The organism is Vibrio sp. 2092 (genome assembly GCF_033339635.1).
GTDB classification, from domain to species: domain Bacteria; phylum Pseudomonadota; class Gammaproteobacteria; order Enterobacterales; family Vibrionaceae; genus Vibrio; species Vibrio alginolyticus.
This window is the reverse complement of the sequence record NZ_JAWOUY010000017.1, coordinates 70,222-85,635: the sequence shown is the minus strand read 5'-3', so window position 1 is coordinate 85,635 and position 15,414 is coordinate 70,222. Positions and strand designations below refer to the sequence as shown.

14 protein-coding genes are annotated in these 15,414 nt (G+C 44.1%); 4 read left to right on the top strand and 10 right to left on the bottom strand.

Translation table 11 applies throughout. The features are described 5' to 3' along the window. Nucleotides 1-2: 2 nt before the first annotated feature. Entirely contained in the window at nucleotides 3-524 is a 522-nt protein-coding gene (gene rppH, locus R7P80_RS22660) for an RNA pyrophosphohydrolase (protein ID WP_005381953.1), read from the bottom strand. A gap of 619 nt (nucleotides 525-1,143) precedes the next feature. Between rppH and mutH the strand changes: the two genes are divergently transcribed. After that, entirely contained in the window at nucleotides 1,144-1,824 is a 681-nt protein-coding gene (mutH, locus tag R7P80_RS22655) for a DNA mismatch repair endonuclease MutH (RefSeq protein ID WP_017821501.1), read from the top strand. Nucleotides 1,825-1,839: 15 nt separating this feature from the next. Here the strand turns inward: mutH and R7P80_RS22650 are convergent, their stop codons facing one another. Beyond that, nucleotides 1,840-2,151 (bottom strand): DUF6482 family protein, encoded by a 312-nt coding sequence (locus tag R7P80_RS22650; RefSeq protein WP_005381772.1) that lies wholly within the window; start codon nucleotides 2,149-2,151, stop codon nucleotides 1,840-1,842. Nucleotides 2,152-2,305: 154 nt separating this feature from the next. Between R7P80_RS22650 and R7P80_RS22645 the strand changes: the two genes are divergently transcribed. Beyond that, nucleotides 2,306-3,340 carry an NADP(H)-dependent aldo-keto reductase gene (locus R7P80_RS22645; RefSeq protein ID WP_005381774.1) on the top strand — a complete coding sequence of 345 codons (1,035 nt, stop codon included), beginning with the start codon at nucleotides 2,306-2,308 and terminating at the stop codon, nucleotides 3,338-3,340. Nucleotides 3,341-3,471: 131 nt separating this feature from the next. Here R7P80_RS22645 and R7P80_RS22640 read toward each other — a convergent pair whose 3' ends face one another. The 7 genes from R7P80_RS22640 to xerD all read right to left on the bottom strand — a co-directional run bounded on the left by R7P80_RS22640 (nucleotide 3,472) and on the right by xerD (nucleotide 12,201). Next, on the bottom strand, nucleotides 3,472-3,723 hold the full coding sequence (locus R7P80_RS22640; protein WP_005381776.1) for a hypothetical protein: 252 nt from the start codon (nucleotides 3,721-3,723) through the stop codon (nucleotides 3,472-3,474). A gap of 528 nt (nucleotides 3,724-4,251) precedes the next feature. After that, complete coding sequence (gene vpsR / locus R7P80_RS22635; protein WP_017635067.1) at nucleotides 4,252-5,586, bottom strand: cyclic-di-GMP-binding transcriptional regulator VpsR; 1,335 nt, start codon at nucleotides 5,584-5,586, stop codon at nucleotides 4,252-4,254. A gap of 242 nt (nucleotides 5,587-5,828) precedes the next feature. After that, nucleotides 5,829-7,346, bottom strand: coding sequence for a lysine--tRNA ligase (gene lysS / locus R7P80_RS22630; RefSeq protein WP_005382861.1), 1,518 nt, complete (start codon nucleotides 7,344-7,346; stop codon nucleotides 5,829-5,831). Nucleotides 7,347-7,380: 34 nt separating this feature from the next. Next, a protein-coding gene (prfB, locus tag R7P80_RS22625; protein ID WP_100068604.1) for a peptide chain release factor 2 occupies nucleotides 7,381-8,479 on the bottom strand; the annotation gives its coding sequence in 2 pieces (ribosomal slippage) (nucleotides 7,381-8,403 and nucleotides 8,405-8,479; 1,098 coding nt in all). A 173-nt stretch (nucleotides 8,480-8,652) separates the two neighbouring features. After that, nucleotides 8,653-10,392 carry a single-stranded-DNA-specific exonuclease RecJ gene (gene recJ / locus R7P80_RS22620; RefSeq protein WP_225491975.1) on the bottom strand — a complete coding sequence of 580 codons (1,740 nt, stop codon included), beginning with the start codon at nucleotides 10,390-10,392 and terminating at the stop codon, nucleotides 8,653-8,655. Nucleotides 10,393-10,435: 43 nt separating this feature from the next. Next, a complete protein-coding gene (dsbC, locus tag R7P80_RS22615) occupies nucleotides 10,436-11,224 on the bottom strand; it encodes a bifunctional protein-disulfide isomerase/oxidoreductase DsbC (RefSeq protein WP_042521854.1) in 789 nt (262 codons plus the stop codon). A 59-nt stretch (nucleotides 11,225-11,283) separates the two neighbouring features. Next, the gene (gene xerD / locus R7P80_RS22610) at nucleotides 11,284-12,201 is read right to left on the bottom strand and encodes a site-specific tyrosine recombinase XerD (protein ID WP_005381788.1); all 918 of its coding nucleotides are present in this window, start codon (nucleotides 12,199-12,201) and stop codon (nucleotides 11,284-11,286) included. A 157-nt stretch (nucleotides 12,202-12,358) separates the two neighbouring features. On the opposite strand from xerD, the gene fldB reads away from it, so the two are divergent. Continuing rightward, nucleotides 12,359-12,877 carry a flavodoxin FldB gene (fldB, locus tag R7P80_RS22605; protein ID WP_005381790.1) on the top strand — a complete coding sequence of 173 codons (519 nt, stop codon included), beginning with the start codon at nucleotides 12,359-12,361 and terminating at the stop codon, nucleotides 12,875-12,877. Nucleotides 12,878-12,962: 85 nt separating this feature from the next. On the opposite strand, the gene brnQ is transcribed toward fldB, so the two are convergent. Continuing rightward, the gene (gene brnQ, locus R7P80_RS22600; protein WP_005382851.1) at nucleotides 12,963-14,273 is read right to left on the bottom strand and encodes a branched-chain amino acid transport system II carrier protein; all 1,311 of its coding nucleotides are present in this window, start codon (nucleotides 14,271-14,273) and stop codon (nucleotides 12,963-12,965) included. 330 nt (nucleotides 14,274-14,603) lie between these two features. Between brnQ and R7P80_RS22595 the strand changes: the two genes are divergently transcribed. After that, nucleotides 14,604-15,323 carry a tRNA1(Val) (adenine(37)-N6)-methyltransferase gene (locus R7P80_RS22595; RefSeq protein ID WP_053306891.1) on the top strand — a complete coding sequence of 240 codons (720 nt, stop codon included), beginning with the start codon at nucleotides 14,604-14,606 and terminating at the stop codon, nucleotides 15,321-15,323. Nucleotides 15,324-15,414: the final 91 nt, after the last annotated feature.

Below are 15,414 nucleotides of genomic sequence, written 5' to 3'. Positions count from 1 at the left end.
GATTATCCTCTACGTTGCTTTTTTCTTTTCCCTTTCGCTTTTCTCTCTCGAAAAGGCATGGCTAAGGATGCAAATTCTTTCATCGCTCGTCGATAAACATCTCGCTTGAAAGAAACAACTTGCCTAACTGGATACCAGTAACTTACCCAGCGCCAACCATCAAATTCAGGGGATTTTCCGCGTTGCATATTAATGCGAGACTCATCGCATTCTAATCTCAGCAGAAACCATTTCTGTTTTTGGCCGATACAAACAGGCTTGGAGTCCCAACGCACCAATCGCTTTGGTAGCTTATATCTTAACCAATGACGACTTGTTGCAATGATCTTAACGTCTTTTTTCGTTAAACCGACTTCTTCATATAACTCCCTGAACATGGCTTGTTCAGGGGTTTCACCTTCGTCAATCCCACCTTGTGGAAATTGCCATGAGTGTTGCCCGTATCGTTTAGCCCAGAAGACCTGACCATGGTTATTACATATCACAATACCAACATTAAGTCGGTAACCATCGCCATCTATCACTGGCTAACCTCTATGAATAAATTTTTTATTACCGTGATTTTTCCACATATCCCCATTACTAGCAAACTTACTGATGTGATATGAGCAAGATTTATTACCTTTTCACCATTTTTGGATATCTTTTAATCAAACCATACCTTATCAACACAAGAGTGAGACATCGCCCACATTTATTCACCTTTTCTGTGAATAACTTTGTGAAGAATTCAATTCAAATGAGTAATTCAGTTCAATCCCATCAAATGAAAAACAAATGAACAAACAAAAAAATAAACATAAAACATTGATAAGAAAGTATTTATTTTTAAAAATAACGATAATTCGATCTTCAATTTCTTGATGATCTTTTCACCAAACTCAGATCGGTCAAAGATCCACCAACAGGCTATTTATCCACACTCACCTGCTATTCGTTTAGATGATTACAACAAAATCAACCCCAAAAATGCATTTTAACCCCTGTTTATTCATACAGACCCCGCCAGGATCTTATCAATACCTCCTCCGCCTGTGGATAAGTTATGAATTGATCGTTCTTACACCGCCTCGGTGAAATCTTAAACAGTAGATTTGGTCGGAGTTTGATAAACTATATTTTTTGTAATACCACCTTGTAACTATGAAACCAGAACCACAAACAGAAGCAGAGCTATTGGAACGAGCGCATGATATGGCAGGACTCAGTTTTGCTGAGTTGGCCGCCGAGGCGAATATGATTGTTCCTGAAAACTTAAAACGTGATAAAGGTTGGGTGGGTCAATTACTCGAATGGCACTTGGGCGCTCCAGCTGGCAGTAAACCTCAACAAGATTTCGCAAAACTAGGGATCGAGTTGAAAAGTATTCCGATCAGTTACTCTGGCAAACCTTTAGAAACAACCTTTGTTTCTGTGGCCCCCCTCACTGGTGTTCATGGTCTTACATGGGAAACAAGTCATGTTCGAAACAAGCTATCTCGTGTGCTTTGGGTACCCGTAGAAGGAGAACGAGAAATCCCACTCGCTGAAAGACGTGTGGGCAGTCCACTCATTTGGTCACCAGATGAAGAAGAAGAACGGATTTTGCGAAATGACTGGGAAGAGTTAATGGAGATGATCGTCTTGGGAAGATTTGATCAAATTTCCGCCAGACACGGAGAAGCGCTGCATCTTCGCCCTAAAGCCGCAAATGCAAAAGCGCTCACCGAAGCATATAACTCAAATGGTAAGCCGATGAAAACTCTGCCCCGAGGCTTTTACCTTAGAACACAGTTTACTGAACAGATCTTACTCAAGCACTACATTAACACTCAACCAGAATAAAACTATATCAGCTATTTAGTGCGTCACGAGCGATAACTCAATATCGCAGTACGAGGCTGCCTCTTCAGTGCCACATTCGTCATACGCATTACGCAGCCTTAAATACGCTTTATCGACCCCTAGCCTCAATAATTCTTCTTTTACTAAGTCTAGAGAGCCAAAATGTATCGGGTCTTCACCGTCTTTAATCGGCTCAAGTTGATGCTTGTACTCCACAGCTAAAAGATAGTCAGAGACATCAGAACACCCAATCACAAATACTTTGGGAGTTTTATAAGTATCTTTATGTGGACCATGTAGCCACATGTCCAATTGATGCTTCTGCATAACATACCTCCTTCACACGATTATTTAAGTGTAGTTAGGCTAACTGTAGCTTTCGAGTTTGCTCTCCCTTTATACGTAAATCATTTGCGATTGCGGCTAAAAATCCCCTATATTGGAGTCACTTATTTAGTCGGTAACTCTTCAAGGACGTGATATGCAATACACAAAACTACCGCACTCATCACTTGAGATCAGTAAAATCTGCCTCGGCACTATGACGTTTGGCGAGCAAAACACAGAAAAGGACGCCTTTGAACAGCTCGACTTTGCCCTCGATCATGGGGTGAACTTCATCGATACCGCAGAGATGTACCCTGTACCGCCAAACTCGGAAACACAAGGGCTCACCGAGCAATACATCGGTAATTGGTTAGCAAAAAGCGGCAAAAGAGAGAAAGTAGTACTGGCAACAAAAGTGGCAGGCCCTCGCAATGTTCCTCACATTAGAGACAACATGAGCCTTAATCGTCGCCACATCCATACAGCAATTGATGACAGCCTTAATCGTCTACAAACCGATTATGTCGATTTGTACCAACTACATTGGCCGCAGCGTCAAACCAACTGCTTTGGTCAACTCAACTACCCATACCCTGACAAACAAGAAGAAGTCACGTTAATTGAAACGTTGGAAGCGCTTACTGAATTAGTGAATGCAGGTAAAGTGCGCTATATCGGCGTATCCAACGAGACGCCGTGGGGTGTGATGTCGCTATTGCGTTTGGCAGAAAAACACGATTTGCCAAGAATTGTCTCCATTCAAAACCCATATAACTTATTGAACCGCAGCTTCGAAGTTGGCTTGTCTGAAATCAGCCATTACGAAGGCGTTCAGTTACTTGCCTACTCTCCTTTGGCATTTGGCTGCCTGAGTGGTAAATACCTAAACGGGGCAAAACCTGAAGGCGCTCGATGCACTAAGTGGGAGCGTTTTGCGCGCTACTTCACTCCGCAAGGTGTTAAAGCGACCGAAGCTTACGTCAATTTAGCTCAAGAGCATGGTCTAAACCCTGCACAAATGGCGCTCGCGTTTGTCAATCAGCGTCCATTTGTTGCTTCTAACATTATCGGAGCAACAAACCTAGACCAATTAAAAGCCAATATCGACAGTATTGATTTGCAACTTAGCGACGAACTACTTACTGAAATTCAAGCAATAGGTACAACTTACTCGAATCCTTGCCCTTAACAGTACCACCTTCAAACGAAAACAGCTGATCTTCAAGATCAGCTGTTTATCCAATGAAGTCATACTTCATATAAAAAGTTAAGCGTGTTGAATGACTCGTTAGCAACTCAGTCAGCCCAACACGCTAACGATTACGTCATTATTCGCGACGTTAAGACTCGACGAAGGTGACGAACTCGACGTTCAACTTTTACTGCATCCGGAACATTGGCACGTGTAGAACGACCATCGCGATCTAAACCAATATCTCTCAATAGATGAACATTCGTCCATGGAATATCATGAGCAGTTCGGCGTATGGTGCGCTGCCATTGCTTTTCTTCGCGTTTAAGGTCTGCTTTCAATAGCAAAGTGGCCAATTGTAGGTAAATAGAGTGACGCATAATATTTTCTCCGATTATCGATGTATTCGACTGGGAAAAATAGTGCGTAAAATGAACAGAAATATTCTGTTGATACTAAGCCGCTACTTTTCCGCAGCCTAGTAATAAATATGATAGGTTACGGATTAATTTTTATCTTGTGAGCCAGTGGTATTGGTATCATCCGATTTAAGGGTTATCGGAGCGATAGGCATACGATCAGCGCAAGCAGTGGTGTTAACAACGTAATGTTTCATCTTGCGCCTCCTAGCTAAAAATTAATCCGTTTATGAAAGGTATAACTCATTGAGTTACGGTTAAATTGTAAGCTTTGATGGATATATATCAAACATTTTTTGCCTTTTTGATTAAAAACAAATCAATACACCGCAATTTAGTTTCATATACTTTTACGTATAACATATTCACCTGAGGAATATATAAATTTGCGGATTTTATAAATCAAACCAAACAAAAATAAAAAGAGCGGCTCTGTGGCCACTCTCTTTTATTGTATTTATTCGCCTATTTAACACAGGGAAAGGCCAACTACATGGCTTGTTCGGAAATCAAGTTATGTTTATTAAGTAGTCGATACATGGTTGCACGCGAAACTCCGAGCTCTTTCGCCGCATTTGAAACTTGACCAGAATGAGATTCCAAAACAACCAGCAACGCATCACGTTCACTCTTCTCTCGGATTGATTTCAAGCTGCGCTTTGAGTCATTACGTTGAGGTAAATCTAAGTGATGCTCTTCAATCATTACGCTGTCGGACATTAATACCGCTCGCTTCACTTGGTTCATCAGCTCACGCACATTTCCAGGCCAGAAATAACGTGTCAGTGCCTTGAATGCATCCTCAGAAAAGCTTTTTGCTTGCGAGTTGTACTCTTTTGAGAACTCTTGTAAGTAGAAACGAGCCAGCAATGCGATGTCACTCGCACGTTCTTTCAAGCTAGGGACATTGATGCGCAAAACGTTGATGTAATGGTAAAGCTCTTCATTGAAGTCACCGTCAATCAAAGCTTTTTCAACATCTGACGAGTTAGCAGCAAGAATACGCACGTTAACCGCTTTTACGCCATCTTTGGTATCAATGGTGCCTTCTTGCAAGAATCTCAGCAGATTCATTTGCTGCTCTTTTGAAATGGTAAGAATGTCGTTAAACAACACGGTGCCGCCATCTGCTTGTTCAAGCAGGCATGCTTCCATATCTTCATCGGCGTTAATACCAAATACTTCAGCTTGGAAACGTTGTTCATTGAGTGCGCGACAGTTAATTGCCATAAACGGTTTATGAGAGCGTGAAGAGACTTTATGGATGGCCCTAGCAACCGCCTCTTTACCAGTCCCACTTTCCCCAGAAATCAGAATACTGACGTCCGTTGGACCAATGCGCTTCACTTGATCGCGTAAACGTTTCATCGGGATAGATTCACCGATCAAACCCATATCTAAACTGCTACCAAAACTAGGCCAAACTTTTTTCTCCAACTTAAGCATGCCAAGCTGGTGACCTATTGTGCTTAATAACTGTGCATCTGGGATCGGCGCTGTGAAAAAATCGATACAAAAGTTAACAATGAACTGGCATATGGTGTCAGTGCCAAGCTGAGATTCACGAATAAACGCTAACCAACGTACGTGTTTGTGAGAGCTGACTAAGTTCGCCAAACCATTCAAGCTGAACTCGTCATGGCTGAGATCAACAATACCGATACATGGACCAATATCTTCTAACAGCGTATTAGCTTTGCGTAAGTCACCTACTTGGTGACACTTCCAGCCCACTTGCTCCAGTACCGATAACCAAGGCTCATAAGTACCGCCAACTACCACAAGCGATCCCGGGATGGAATCCATCTTAAACTGCCCAGCCATTCTCTAACCCTTTTTCATTGTTAATAGAAATTTTGTGCCACAAACTTATCTTTGCGAGCGGGTAACATTATCGAGACTCCGCCCCCTCACGTCTGTCTCAGTATTAAGACTATGCAATAGATTGAGATTTGGCGAATGTTTATTTGCATATCCCATTAAAAAGCAAATGCAACAACTTGAATCAGCTTAACTAAAAGGCAAAAAAAACCACCCGAAGGTGGTTTTTTACTCATCCTATCGAATTACGCTTGCGGGCGCATTGCAGGGAATAGGATCACGTCACGGATAGTGTGCGTGTTAGTCAGTAGCATAACCAAACGGTCGATACCGATACCTTGGCCTGCTGTTGGCGGTAGGCCGTGCTCTAGAGCAGTGATGTAGTCTGCATCGTAGAACATTGCTTCGTCGTCACCAGACTCTTTCGCTTCAACCTGTGCTTTAAAGCGTGCATCTTGGTCTTCAGCATCGTTAAGCTCTGAGAAACCGTTCGCTACTTCACGGCCACCGATAAAGAACTCAAAGCGGTCTGTAAAGAACGGGTTATCGTCGCTACGACGAGCTAGTGGAGAAATATCTGCTGGGTAACCAGTGATGAACGTAGGCTGCATTAGCTTAGGTTCTGCTGTTTCACCAAAGATCTCTTCAAGAAGCTGACCACATGTCCAGAAAGGTTCTACTTCAACGTGAACAGATTTCGCGATAGAAACCATTAGATCACGGTTTTGTAGGTCTTCTTCTGTTAGCGCTTGGATTTGCGCGTGGTCTGGGTTGTAGTGCTTGATTGCTTCGAACATGCTCATACGAGTGTAAGTACCACCAAACTCAACCGTTTCATCACCGTAAGGCATTGACGTTGAACCTAGAACTTCTTGCGCCACTGAGCTTAGTAGTTCTTCAGTTAGGTCCATCAGATCTTTGTAGTCTGCGTACGCCATGTAGAATTCCATCATTGTGAATTCTGGGTTGTGGCGTGGAGAAAGGCCTTCGTTACGGAAGTTACGGTTGATTTCGAATACGCGATCAAAACCACCAACAACTAGACGCTTCAGGTATAGCTCTGGCGCGATACGTAGGTACATTGGCATGTCTAGTGCGTTGTGGTGCGTGATAAATGGACGCGCACTCGCACCGCCAGGGATAACGTGCATCATTGGCGTTTCAACTTCCATGAACTGCTTAGAGATCATGAAGTTGCGGATTGCAGACATTACTTTAGAACGTACTACAAACGCTTGACGAGAGTCTTCGTTAACGATCAGGTCAACGTAACGTTGGCGATAACGCATCTCTTGGTCAGTTAGACCGTGGAACTTCTCTGGAAGTGGACGTAGTGCTTTGGTTAGCAACTCGTACTCTTCCATGTTCACGTATAGGTCACCTTTACCAGACTTATGAAGTGCACCTTTAACACCGATGATGTCACCGATATCTAGACCTTGGTATTTTTCTTTAAGTACTTTTTGAACCGCTTTGTCAGCATAAGCTTGGATACGGCCAGAAGTTTCTTGAATTACCAAGAATGGACCACGTTTAGCCATGATACGGCCTGCGATTGCTACTACGTGGTTAAGCTCTTCTAGCTCTTCCTTCGTCTTTTCACCGAACTCTTTCTGAAGGTCGCCCGCTAGTGCGTCACGACGGAAGTCGTTTGGATGGCCGTTCGCTTTGCAGCTCTTTCGGATTGCATCCAGTTTAGCGCGGCGTTCAGCAATCAGCTTATTTTCTTCTAGTACAGTTTCGTTTTGAACAGCATCAGTCATTTTCGATGTATCCTGTTTTTGTCGGTGAAAAGCTTTATAGACCTGATTTCAGGCTAGCTTCAATAAATTTGTCCAGATCGCCATCAAGAACCGCTTGAGTATTACGGTTTTCAATGCCCGTACGGAGGTCCTTAATACGTGAGTCATCCAATACGTAAGAACGGATCTGGCTACCCCAGCCAATGTCAGACTTAGCGTCTTCATTAGCTTGTTTTTCCGCATTTTGCTTTTGCAATTCAAGCTCAAATAGCTTCGCTCGAAGCTGTTTCATTGCCTGATCTTTGTTCTTATGTTGAGAACGGTCATTCTGACACTGAACCACTGTGTTCGTAGGTACGTGCGTAATACGTACCGCAGATTCTGTGGTGTTTACGTGCTGACCACCTGCGCCTGACGCACGGTAAACGTCAATGCGTAGGTCGGAAGGATTAATGTCGATGTCGATGTTTTCATCAATCTCTGGATAGATGAACGCAGAAGCAAATGACGTATGGCGACGACCGCCTGAATCGAACGGAGATTTACGAACAAGACGATGAACGCCCGTTTCAGTGCGTAACCAACCGTACGCATACTCACCAGAGATGCGAACTGTTGCCGACTTAAGACCCGCGACTTCACCTTCAGAGACTTCAATCACTTCAGCTTTGAAGCCCTTCGCTTCTGCCCAACGTAGGTACATACGCAGCAGCATGTTAGTCCAGTCTTGTGCTTCTGTACCACCAGAGCCAGCTTGCAAATCGATGTAACAATCAGAGCTATCGTGGTCGCCAGAGAACATACGACGGAATTCAAGCTTTTCTAGCTTCTCTTCCAACTCAGCAAGTTCTGGTTCAATTTCGTCAAATGTTTCTTGATCTTCTTCTTCTACAGCCAGCTCAAGAAGACCTTCTACATCTTCCACACCTTGCTCTAGTTGATCAATGGTTTCAACAACCGCTTCTAGTGATGCACGCTCTTTACCCAGTGCTTGCGCACGCTCAGGTTCGTTCCATACATCTGGTTGTTCAAGTTCTGCGTTGACTTCTTCTAGACGCTCTTTCTTCGCGTCATAGTCAAAGATACCCCCTCAGGACATTTGTGCGCTGAGACACGTCCTGCAGACGGTTTTTAATTGGATTGATTTCAAACATGTTTACTCAACATTTTAGAATAGAATTTAACCGAGAAATTCTACTGAAAAATGTGACCGAGATACAGGAAAATTTCGGATGAGAAATCAGATTGCGGTGAGAGAGAGCACGGTCATAAAATTTTACACCCACTTCGGGGCAACCGTACTCTATAAGAAAGGTTAATCTAGGTATTACTTAGCTTCGATATGATCGATCATCAATTGCAATGATTGATTACCACGAAATTCATTCACATCCAACTTATACGCGAGACGTACTGTTTTAACCGATGCATCTGGCCATCGGCGTAGATCAACATTGAATGCAATGCCGTCGATCATCATATTGGTAGGGTGACCTTTATAAAGCGGCTCTAACATCAATTTAAGATGCTTCTCACCCACCAGCTTTTGATGCAGTACTTTAAACTCACCATCAAAGATTGGCTCTGGGAAAGCTTGTCCAAAAGGGCCACCCGATCGCAGCTGTTCAGCAACATGCATAGAGAACTCTTCCGGCTTAAGTTCACCATCTGACATGATCACGCCTTTTAGCGCCGCTTCATCGAGTTCCTTTTTTACCACTTCATCAAACAAACGACTGAAACGCTCAAAATCCTGCTCTTTAATCGTTAAGCCTGCTGCCATGGCGTGTCCACCAAACTTGATGATCAAACCCGGGTTTTGCGTGTCGATGAAATCCAACGCATCGCGCATGTGTAGCCCCGGAATAGAACGACACGAGCCTTTAATCGTCCCTTCTCCGCCATCAGCAAATGCAATGACTGGACGGTGAAACTTCTCTTTAATACGCGAAGCCAAAATACCAATCACACCTTGATGCCAATCACGTTGGAACAAGGCTAGGCCATAAGGAAGCTCATTGCCTTCACCAAACTGAAGGCGCTCACAGAAAGCCATCGCTTCTTGCTTCATGCCTTCTTCAATCTCTTTACGTGTTTGGTTCAAGCCATCCAATTCACTTGCCATGCGACGAGCAGCGTGGATGTTGTTACACATCAGCAGTTCAACACCGAAAGACATGTCATCAAGACGACCTGCAGCATTAATACGTGGACCTAAAGCAAAGCCAAAATCGGACGCAACTAAACGACGCGCATCGCGCTTCGCGACCTCAATTAACGCTTGGATGCCGGGACGCGCTTTGCCCGCACGAATACGTTGCAAACCTTGGTGTACAAGAATGCGGTTGTTTTCATCCAATGGAACGACGTCGGCGACGGTACCCAGTGCAACAAGGTCAATCAGTTCCATCAACTTGGGCTCTTGCATCCCCTGTTCTGCAAACCAATTGTGTTTTCGCATATGAACGCATAGTGCCATCATGAGATAAAACGCGACCCCCACACCCGCAAGCGCTTTAGATGGAAAGCTACAGCTCTCAAGGTTTGGGTTCACCATTGCATCCACATCAGGCAACACTTGTCCTGGCAAGTGGTGATCGGTAACAAGCACAGTAATGCCATTTTCTTTTGCGTAACGCACGCCTTCGATTGATGAGACGCCGTTATCCACCGTCATGATCATCTCAGCGCCAAGCTCTAAGGCTTGGTCAACGACTTCTGGACTTAACCCATAACCGTCTTCAAAACGATTTGGCACTAGGTAATCCACATTGTGACTACCAAGCATACGCAGCGCGAGTACTGATAATGCTGAGCTTGTCGCACCATCAGCGTCAAAATCACCGACAACGATGATGCGTTTTTGTTCTTTTATCCCCTGAAACAAAAGATCGACAGCTTGCTCAATCCCCCCGAGTTTTTGATATGAATGCAACCCACGGGCCGACGTTTCTAATTGTGAAAGATCCGTTATCCCACGGTTGATGTAGATACGTTTAAGAATCGGAGGAATGGAATCAGGAAGAAGGGAAAGATCAGGTTCAGGACGTCGTTGAATTTCTATCATGCTTAAAAGAGCCGACAACTTTGCCGACTCTGCTCCTAATGGATTATAGTTGCTTTAAACGTTTCAATAGCTCTGCAGGTGGTAGGTAGCCACCAACCATTTCGCCATTCGGTAAGAAGATTGCTGGCGTACCAGAAATACCCAATTGGCGACCTAGATTGTAATGCGCCTGGATGGTTTCTTTACACTGTTTCAGGTCTTTCGCAGGGTTATCAAATGTACGATTCACTTTCGCGTTGTGCATTGCCGACGCCGGATCTTCAGCACACCAAATCGTTGCCATTTGTTCTGCCACAGGGCCAGTTGCACCTTGGCGAGGGTAAGCCATGTAACGCACTGTAATACCTAGCTCATTATAGCCTTGCATTTGGCTATGCAGACGCACACAGTAACCACATGTGATATCGGTGAATACGGTCACAACGTACTTTTCATCGTCGGCTTTGTATTCGATCATGCTATCGGAGAACTGCGCAATTTTCTCGGCGTTAAGTGGCGCTTGACGCTCTGCTATGACATCTTTGTAACTGCCATCATCCTTAATGGCATAAAGCGTACCGGCGATAAAATGGCTACCATCATTTGAAGCAAACAGGATCCCGCCATTGGTTTGAATTTCCAATAAGCCAGCGACGTCTGATGGTTGAATATCAACGATAGATAAACCAAGCTTTGAGAACTTAGTTTTTAATGCTGCTTCATCAAAGCCGCTCTGGGCAGCTGGCGCCACTTGTTGCGCAGGAGTCTCCGTTTGAGCCTGACTTTCTTCTGCACCACAAGCGGTAACAAAAAATGGTAAAGTCAGCAGAGTTAGTCGGCGTAATACGCTCATGAAATTCACCTTAATGTAAAATCGTTTTTCCAAGAAGACATGGATGAATCTAACCATTGTTATGCTCTTGGGTGGTGTTGACTGTGGATCTGCTTCAATCGTTCAGTCGCCACGTGAGTATAAATTTGCGTGGTCGATAAGTCACTATGTCCTAAAAGCATCTGTACGACCCTGAGATCTGCGCCATAGTTCAATAAATGCGTGGCAAAGGCATGACGCAGTACGTGCGGCGACAGCTGATCAGTATCAATCCCTGCTATCAAAGCATAGTACTTAATACGGTGCCAAAACGTCTGACGAGTCATTTGTCTTGCGCGTTTACTAGGAAAAACAATATCAGATGATGTATCACCAAGTAACGCAGGGCGCCCTTGTTGAATGAACGTCTCGATCCAATCGACCGCGTTTTCCCCCATAGGAACCAGGCGTTCTTTACCGCCTTTACCAGTCACGCGCACCACCCCTTGGCGCAAGCTAACATTTTCCATGGTCAAACTGACGAGCTCTGTCACACGCAACCCTGTCGCGTAGAGTAGCTCTAGCATCGCTTTATCGCGCAATTCTATAGGGTCATTCGGGTCTGGCGCTTCGAGCAACGCGTCCACTTGCTCTTCACTAATATCTTTGGGTAAACGTTGTGGCAGTTTAGGGCTAACCAAGAGCGCACTCGGGTCATCAGCACGCACCTTCTCACGATGCAGGTATTGAAATAAACGACGAATAGCCGACAACATACGCGCACGGGACGTCTGTTTGTAATCTAAGTCTACAAGGTGGCTTTGATATTCTTGCAAGCCAGACAAACTGATAAAATCAAGACGGTATCGATGTTTTTCCATCCACACGAGCAGCTTCATTAAATCGTTTCGGTAGGAAGCCAACGTGTTCTCTGATAGACCACGCTCCATCCACATCGCATCTAAGAATTGCTCAACAAGCGAAAAATCTTGTTGATTGACAGGCTGTTGTGCCGTCATGAATGCTTCCTTATCTGTTTATATTTACAGTATTTAGATTAAAGCACCTGCCAATCCAATACCATAAAAAATCATCCCACATAGGATATTCGCTGCAATCTTCCTCAATTTATGGTTAGAATCTTCCACAACAGCAACACAAATAACGACGAATATAATGAAAATCGGACTCTTTTACGGCTCAACGACCTGCTACACAGAAATGGCAGCAGAGAAAATTCGTACCCTTATTGGTGAAGACCTTGTCGACATTCACAATGTGAAAGAGACACCGTTATCACTAATGGCGGACTACGACTTATTACTCCTTGGCATCTCAACTTGGGATTTTGGTGAAATTCAAGAAGATTGGAACGCGATTTGGCAAGACATCGCGACCACACCACTGAAAGGCAAAGTTGTAGCGCTGTTTGGTCTGGGTGACCAAGAAGGTTACGGAGAGTGGTATTTAGATGCGATGGGCTTACTTCACGATGAATTACAAGCCACAGGCGCAACCTTTATCGGTTACTGGCCAAATGAAGGCTACGAATTTGAAGCATCGAAAGCACTGATCGAAGATGGCAGCAAGTTTGTTGGACTTGCGTTAGATGAAGACTCACAGTACGAACTGAGTGATGAACGCATCGAAAAATGGTGTGAACAAGTTCTTGTGGAATTCCACGACACGCTTTAATAGCGCAAACACGTCATCATTAAAAAGTAAAAAGCCCGATGAAGTAATTCATCGGGCTTTTTATTATCTTGATAACGCGAAGTGATTACGCGGTTTCTTGTGCTAGTTCTGGGCGAGGTTTCGCGATGAAGAACATGCACACGATAGCCGCAAATGTTGGAAGCACCCAACCCATGCCGACTTCGAATAGTGGCAACATGTTAAACGCAGAAACATCAATACCCGATACTTTTGCCGCATCAACCAACGCAAACAACAGAGATACAAGCAGTACCGCGCGGTAAGCAAAACGTGGATTTGGCAGTTTGCTGCGCACAAATGTTAGTGCAACCAACGCAATCGCCACAGGGTACAGCGCAAACAATACTGGCACTGACAGAGAAATCAGCTGTGCAAGACCAACGTTTGCAACCAATGCACAAACAGAACCATTAATCAGTACCCATTGCTTGTATGACAGTGGTGTTTTCGAGCTGAAGAAATCTGAACACGCAGAAATCAAGCCAATCGCGGTTGTCAGACACGCTAGCAATACGATGACAGACAGAACGATTTGACCGTATGGACCAAACAACGCTTGAACGTATTGGCTAAGCACTAGGCCACCATTATCAGCACCAGCAGCAACCGTTGCACTCGTCGCACCTAAGTAAAATAGTGAGATGTAAACAAACGCAAGACCAGCAGCAGCAATACAACCTGCATAGATCAGATATTTAGTAGTTGCAGAGCGCTCAGTAATGCCTTTACCGCGCAGTGCATCAACCATCAGCATACCAAACATCAATGACGCGAACGTATCCATTGTGTTGTAGCCTTCTAAGAAGCCTTTGGTCAGAGGCTGCGTTAGGTATTCACCGTGCGCGCCAATCATATCGCCCTGAGGATCAAGGAAGACAGCGACAGCAAGAATGATCAAACCAACGAACAATGCTGGTGTCAGTACTTTACCGATGAGATCGATCAAACGGCCTTGGAACCATGAGAACATCATCGCCGCAATAAAGAAGATCACTGAAAATGCAGTGAGATGCGTTTGTGACGCTTCAAGGAAGAAAGGTTTCACCGCCATCTCGTAAGCCACTAGGCCAGTACGAGGCGCAGCAAACGCAGGACCGATGATGATGAAGATCAACGCAGCCATAATAACCGCTGCTTTTTTCGGAAGATCTTGCGTTAAGTGATCCCAAGAACCACCAGCAACAGCAATAGCAACGATAGTAATAAGAGGTAGACCTACCGCTGTCAGCAAGAAACCAAACATAGCTGGCATTAAGTTTTCACCCGCTAACTGACCCGCTAGAGGTGGAAAGATAATATTGCCCGCACCTAAAAAGAACGCAAATAGCATAAAGCCTACTGCGATAATATCTGTTAGTTTTAACGTCTGCTTCACAGATAACCCTTGTCTTTTAATTAATGAATGTTGTGTATGCTTAGACCACTTTTTGTATACCTAAAGTCAATAAGTACACGTGGTTCAATCTATAAAATTTTCGCCGCATAATGACGAAAGACTCATCATTTGGCAACCTTTAAGAAAAAAACACCATATTAATTTAGTTTTCAAACTTAAAAGCAGTGGATATAACCAGATCCAAATAACAGACCAGTTCTTTATCTCGATCAATTAACAATACAATTTAATAACCAACAAAACAACAATCTATACAATTAATAAACAATAGAGCAATCCACTTAATTATTGAGCAAATATAAAACAATCATGAAGAACAAAAAACTGAAAACTAAAGGTTTCAATTTTAAGCAATTTTGTATTGAGGGTGGCGAGAGTGGTATGCCAGTCAGCACAGATGGGGTAATGCTTGGTGCTTGGATTCAAAGCCCTAACGACGCTAAAATTCTCGATATTGGCACTGGCACTGGCCTGCTTGCCCTGATGTGTGCTCAACGCTTTACGGAAGCTCAAATAACCGCGGTCGATATCGAATTAACAGCCGTTGCTGCCGCGCAAAAAAATATGGCCCAGTCTCCTTGGTCAGATCGTGTAAGTGTGCATCACACCGACATACTGCACTTTACGCCGACACATCCATTCCAACGCATCATTTGTAACCCGCCCTACTTCAACAGCGGCGAGCAATCGAAACACAGTCAACGTGCAACCGCGAGGCACACTGATACGCTAGGCCATAACGCATTGCTACAGCGTTGCTATCATTTGCTTGATGACGAAGGGAGAGCTAGTTTTGTGTTGCCAATCACCGAAGGCGAGCAGTTCATTGAGCTAGCATTAAACCAAGGTTGGTATCTATCGAGGATCTGTCGTGTGCAACCATCAGAAAAGAAACCAGTACACAGACTGTTATTTGAACTGTCAAAACGACCTTGCGATTTGCAGACGTCACATTTAATTATCCGTTCAAATGACGGCTATAGTGATGATTTCATCCAGTTAACCCGCGAGTTTTATCTTAAGATGTGAAATAACATGTGATCCTTATCACCAATCACTTTATAATGTGCGACCTTTTTGTATTCTATGCTGTTGTGGCGAACCATTAACCAAGCTTTGC

Bases quoted from the DNA above. Each gene is read 5' to 3' on its own strand.
- mutH (WP_017821501.1), top strand. From the start codon at position 1,144: ATGAAACCAGAACCACAAACAGAAGCAGAGCTATTGGAACGAGCGCAT.
- R7P80_RS22650 (WP_005381772.1), bottom strand. From the start codon at position 2,151: ATGCAGAAGCATCAATTGGACATGTGGCTACATGGTCCACATAAAGAT.
- R7P80_RS22645 (WP_005381774.1), top strand. From the start codon at position 2,306: ATGCAATACACAAAACTACCGCACTCATCACTTGAGATCAGTAAAATC.
- R7P80_RS22640 (WP_005381776.1), bottom strand. From the start codon at position 3,723: ATGCGTCACTCTATTTACCTACAATTGGCCACTTTGCTATTGAAAGCA.
- vpsR (WP_017635067.1), bottom strand. From the start codon at position 5,586: ATGGCTGGGCAGTTTAAGATGGATTCCATCCCGGGATCGCTTGTGGTA.
- lysS (WP_005382861.1), bottom strand. From the start codon at position 7,346: ATGACTGATGCTGTTCAAAACGAAACTGTACTAGAAGAAAATAAGCTG.
- recJ (WP_225491975.1), bottom strand. From the start codon at position 10,392: ATGATAGAAATTCAACGACGTCCTGAACCTGATCTTTCCCTTCTTCCT.
- dsbC (WP_042521854.1), bottom strand. From the start codon at position 11,224: ATGAGCGTATTACGCCGACTAACTCTGCTGACTTTACCATTTTTTGTT.
- xerD (WP_005381788.1), bottom strand. From the start codon at position 12,201: ATGACGGCACAACAGCCTGTCAATCAACAAGATTTTTCGCTTGTTGAG.
- fldB (WP_005381790.1), top strand. From the start codon at position 12,359: ATGAAAATCGGACTCTTTTACGGCTCAACGACCTGCTACACAGAAATG.
- R7P80_RS22595 (WP_053306891.1), top strand. From the start codon at position 14,604: ATGAAGAACAAAAAACTGAAAACTAAAGGTTTCAATTTTAAGCAATTT.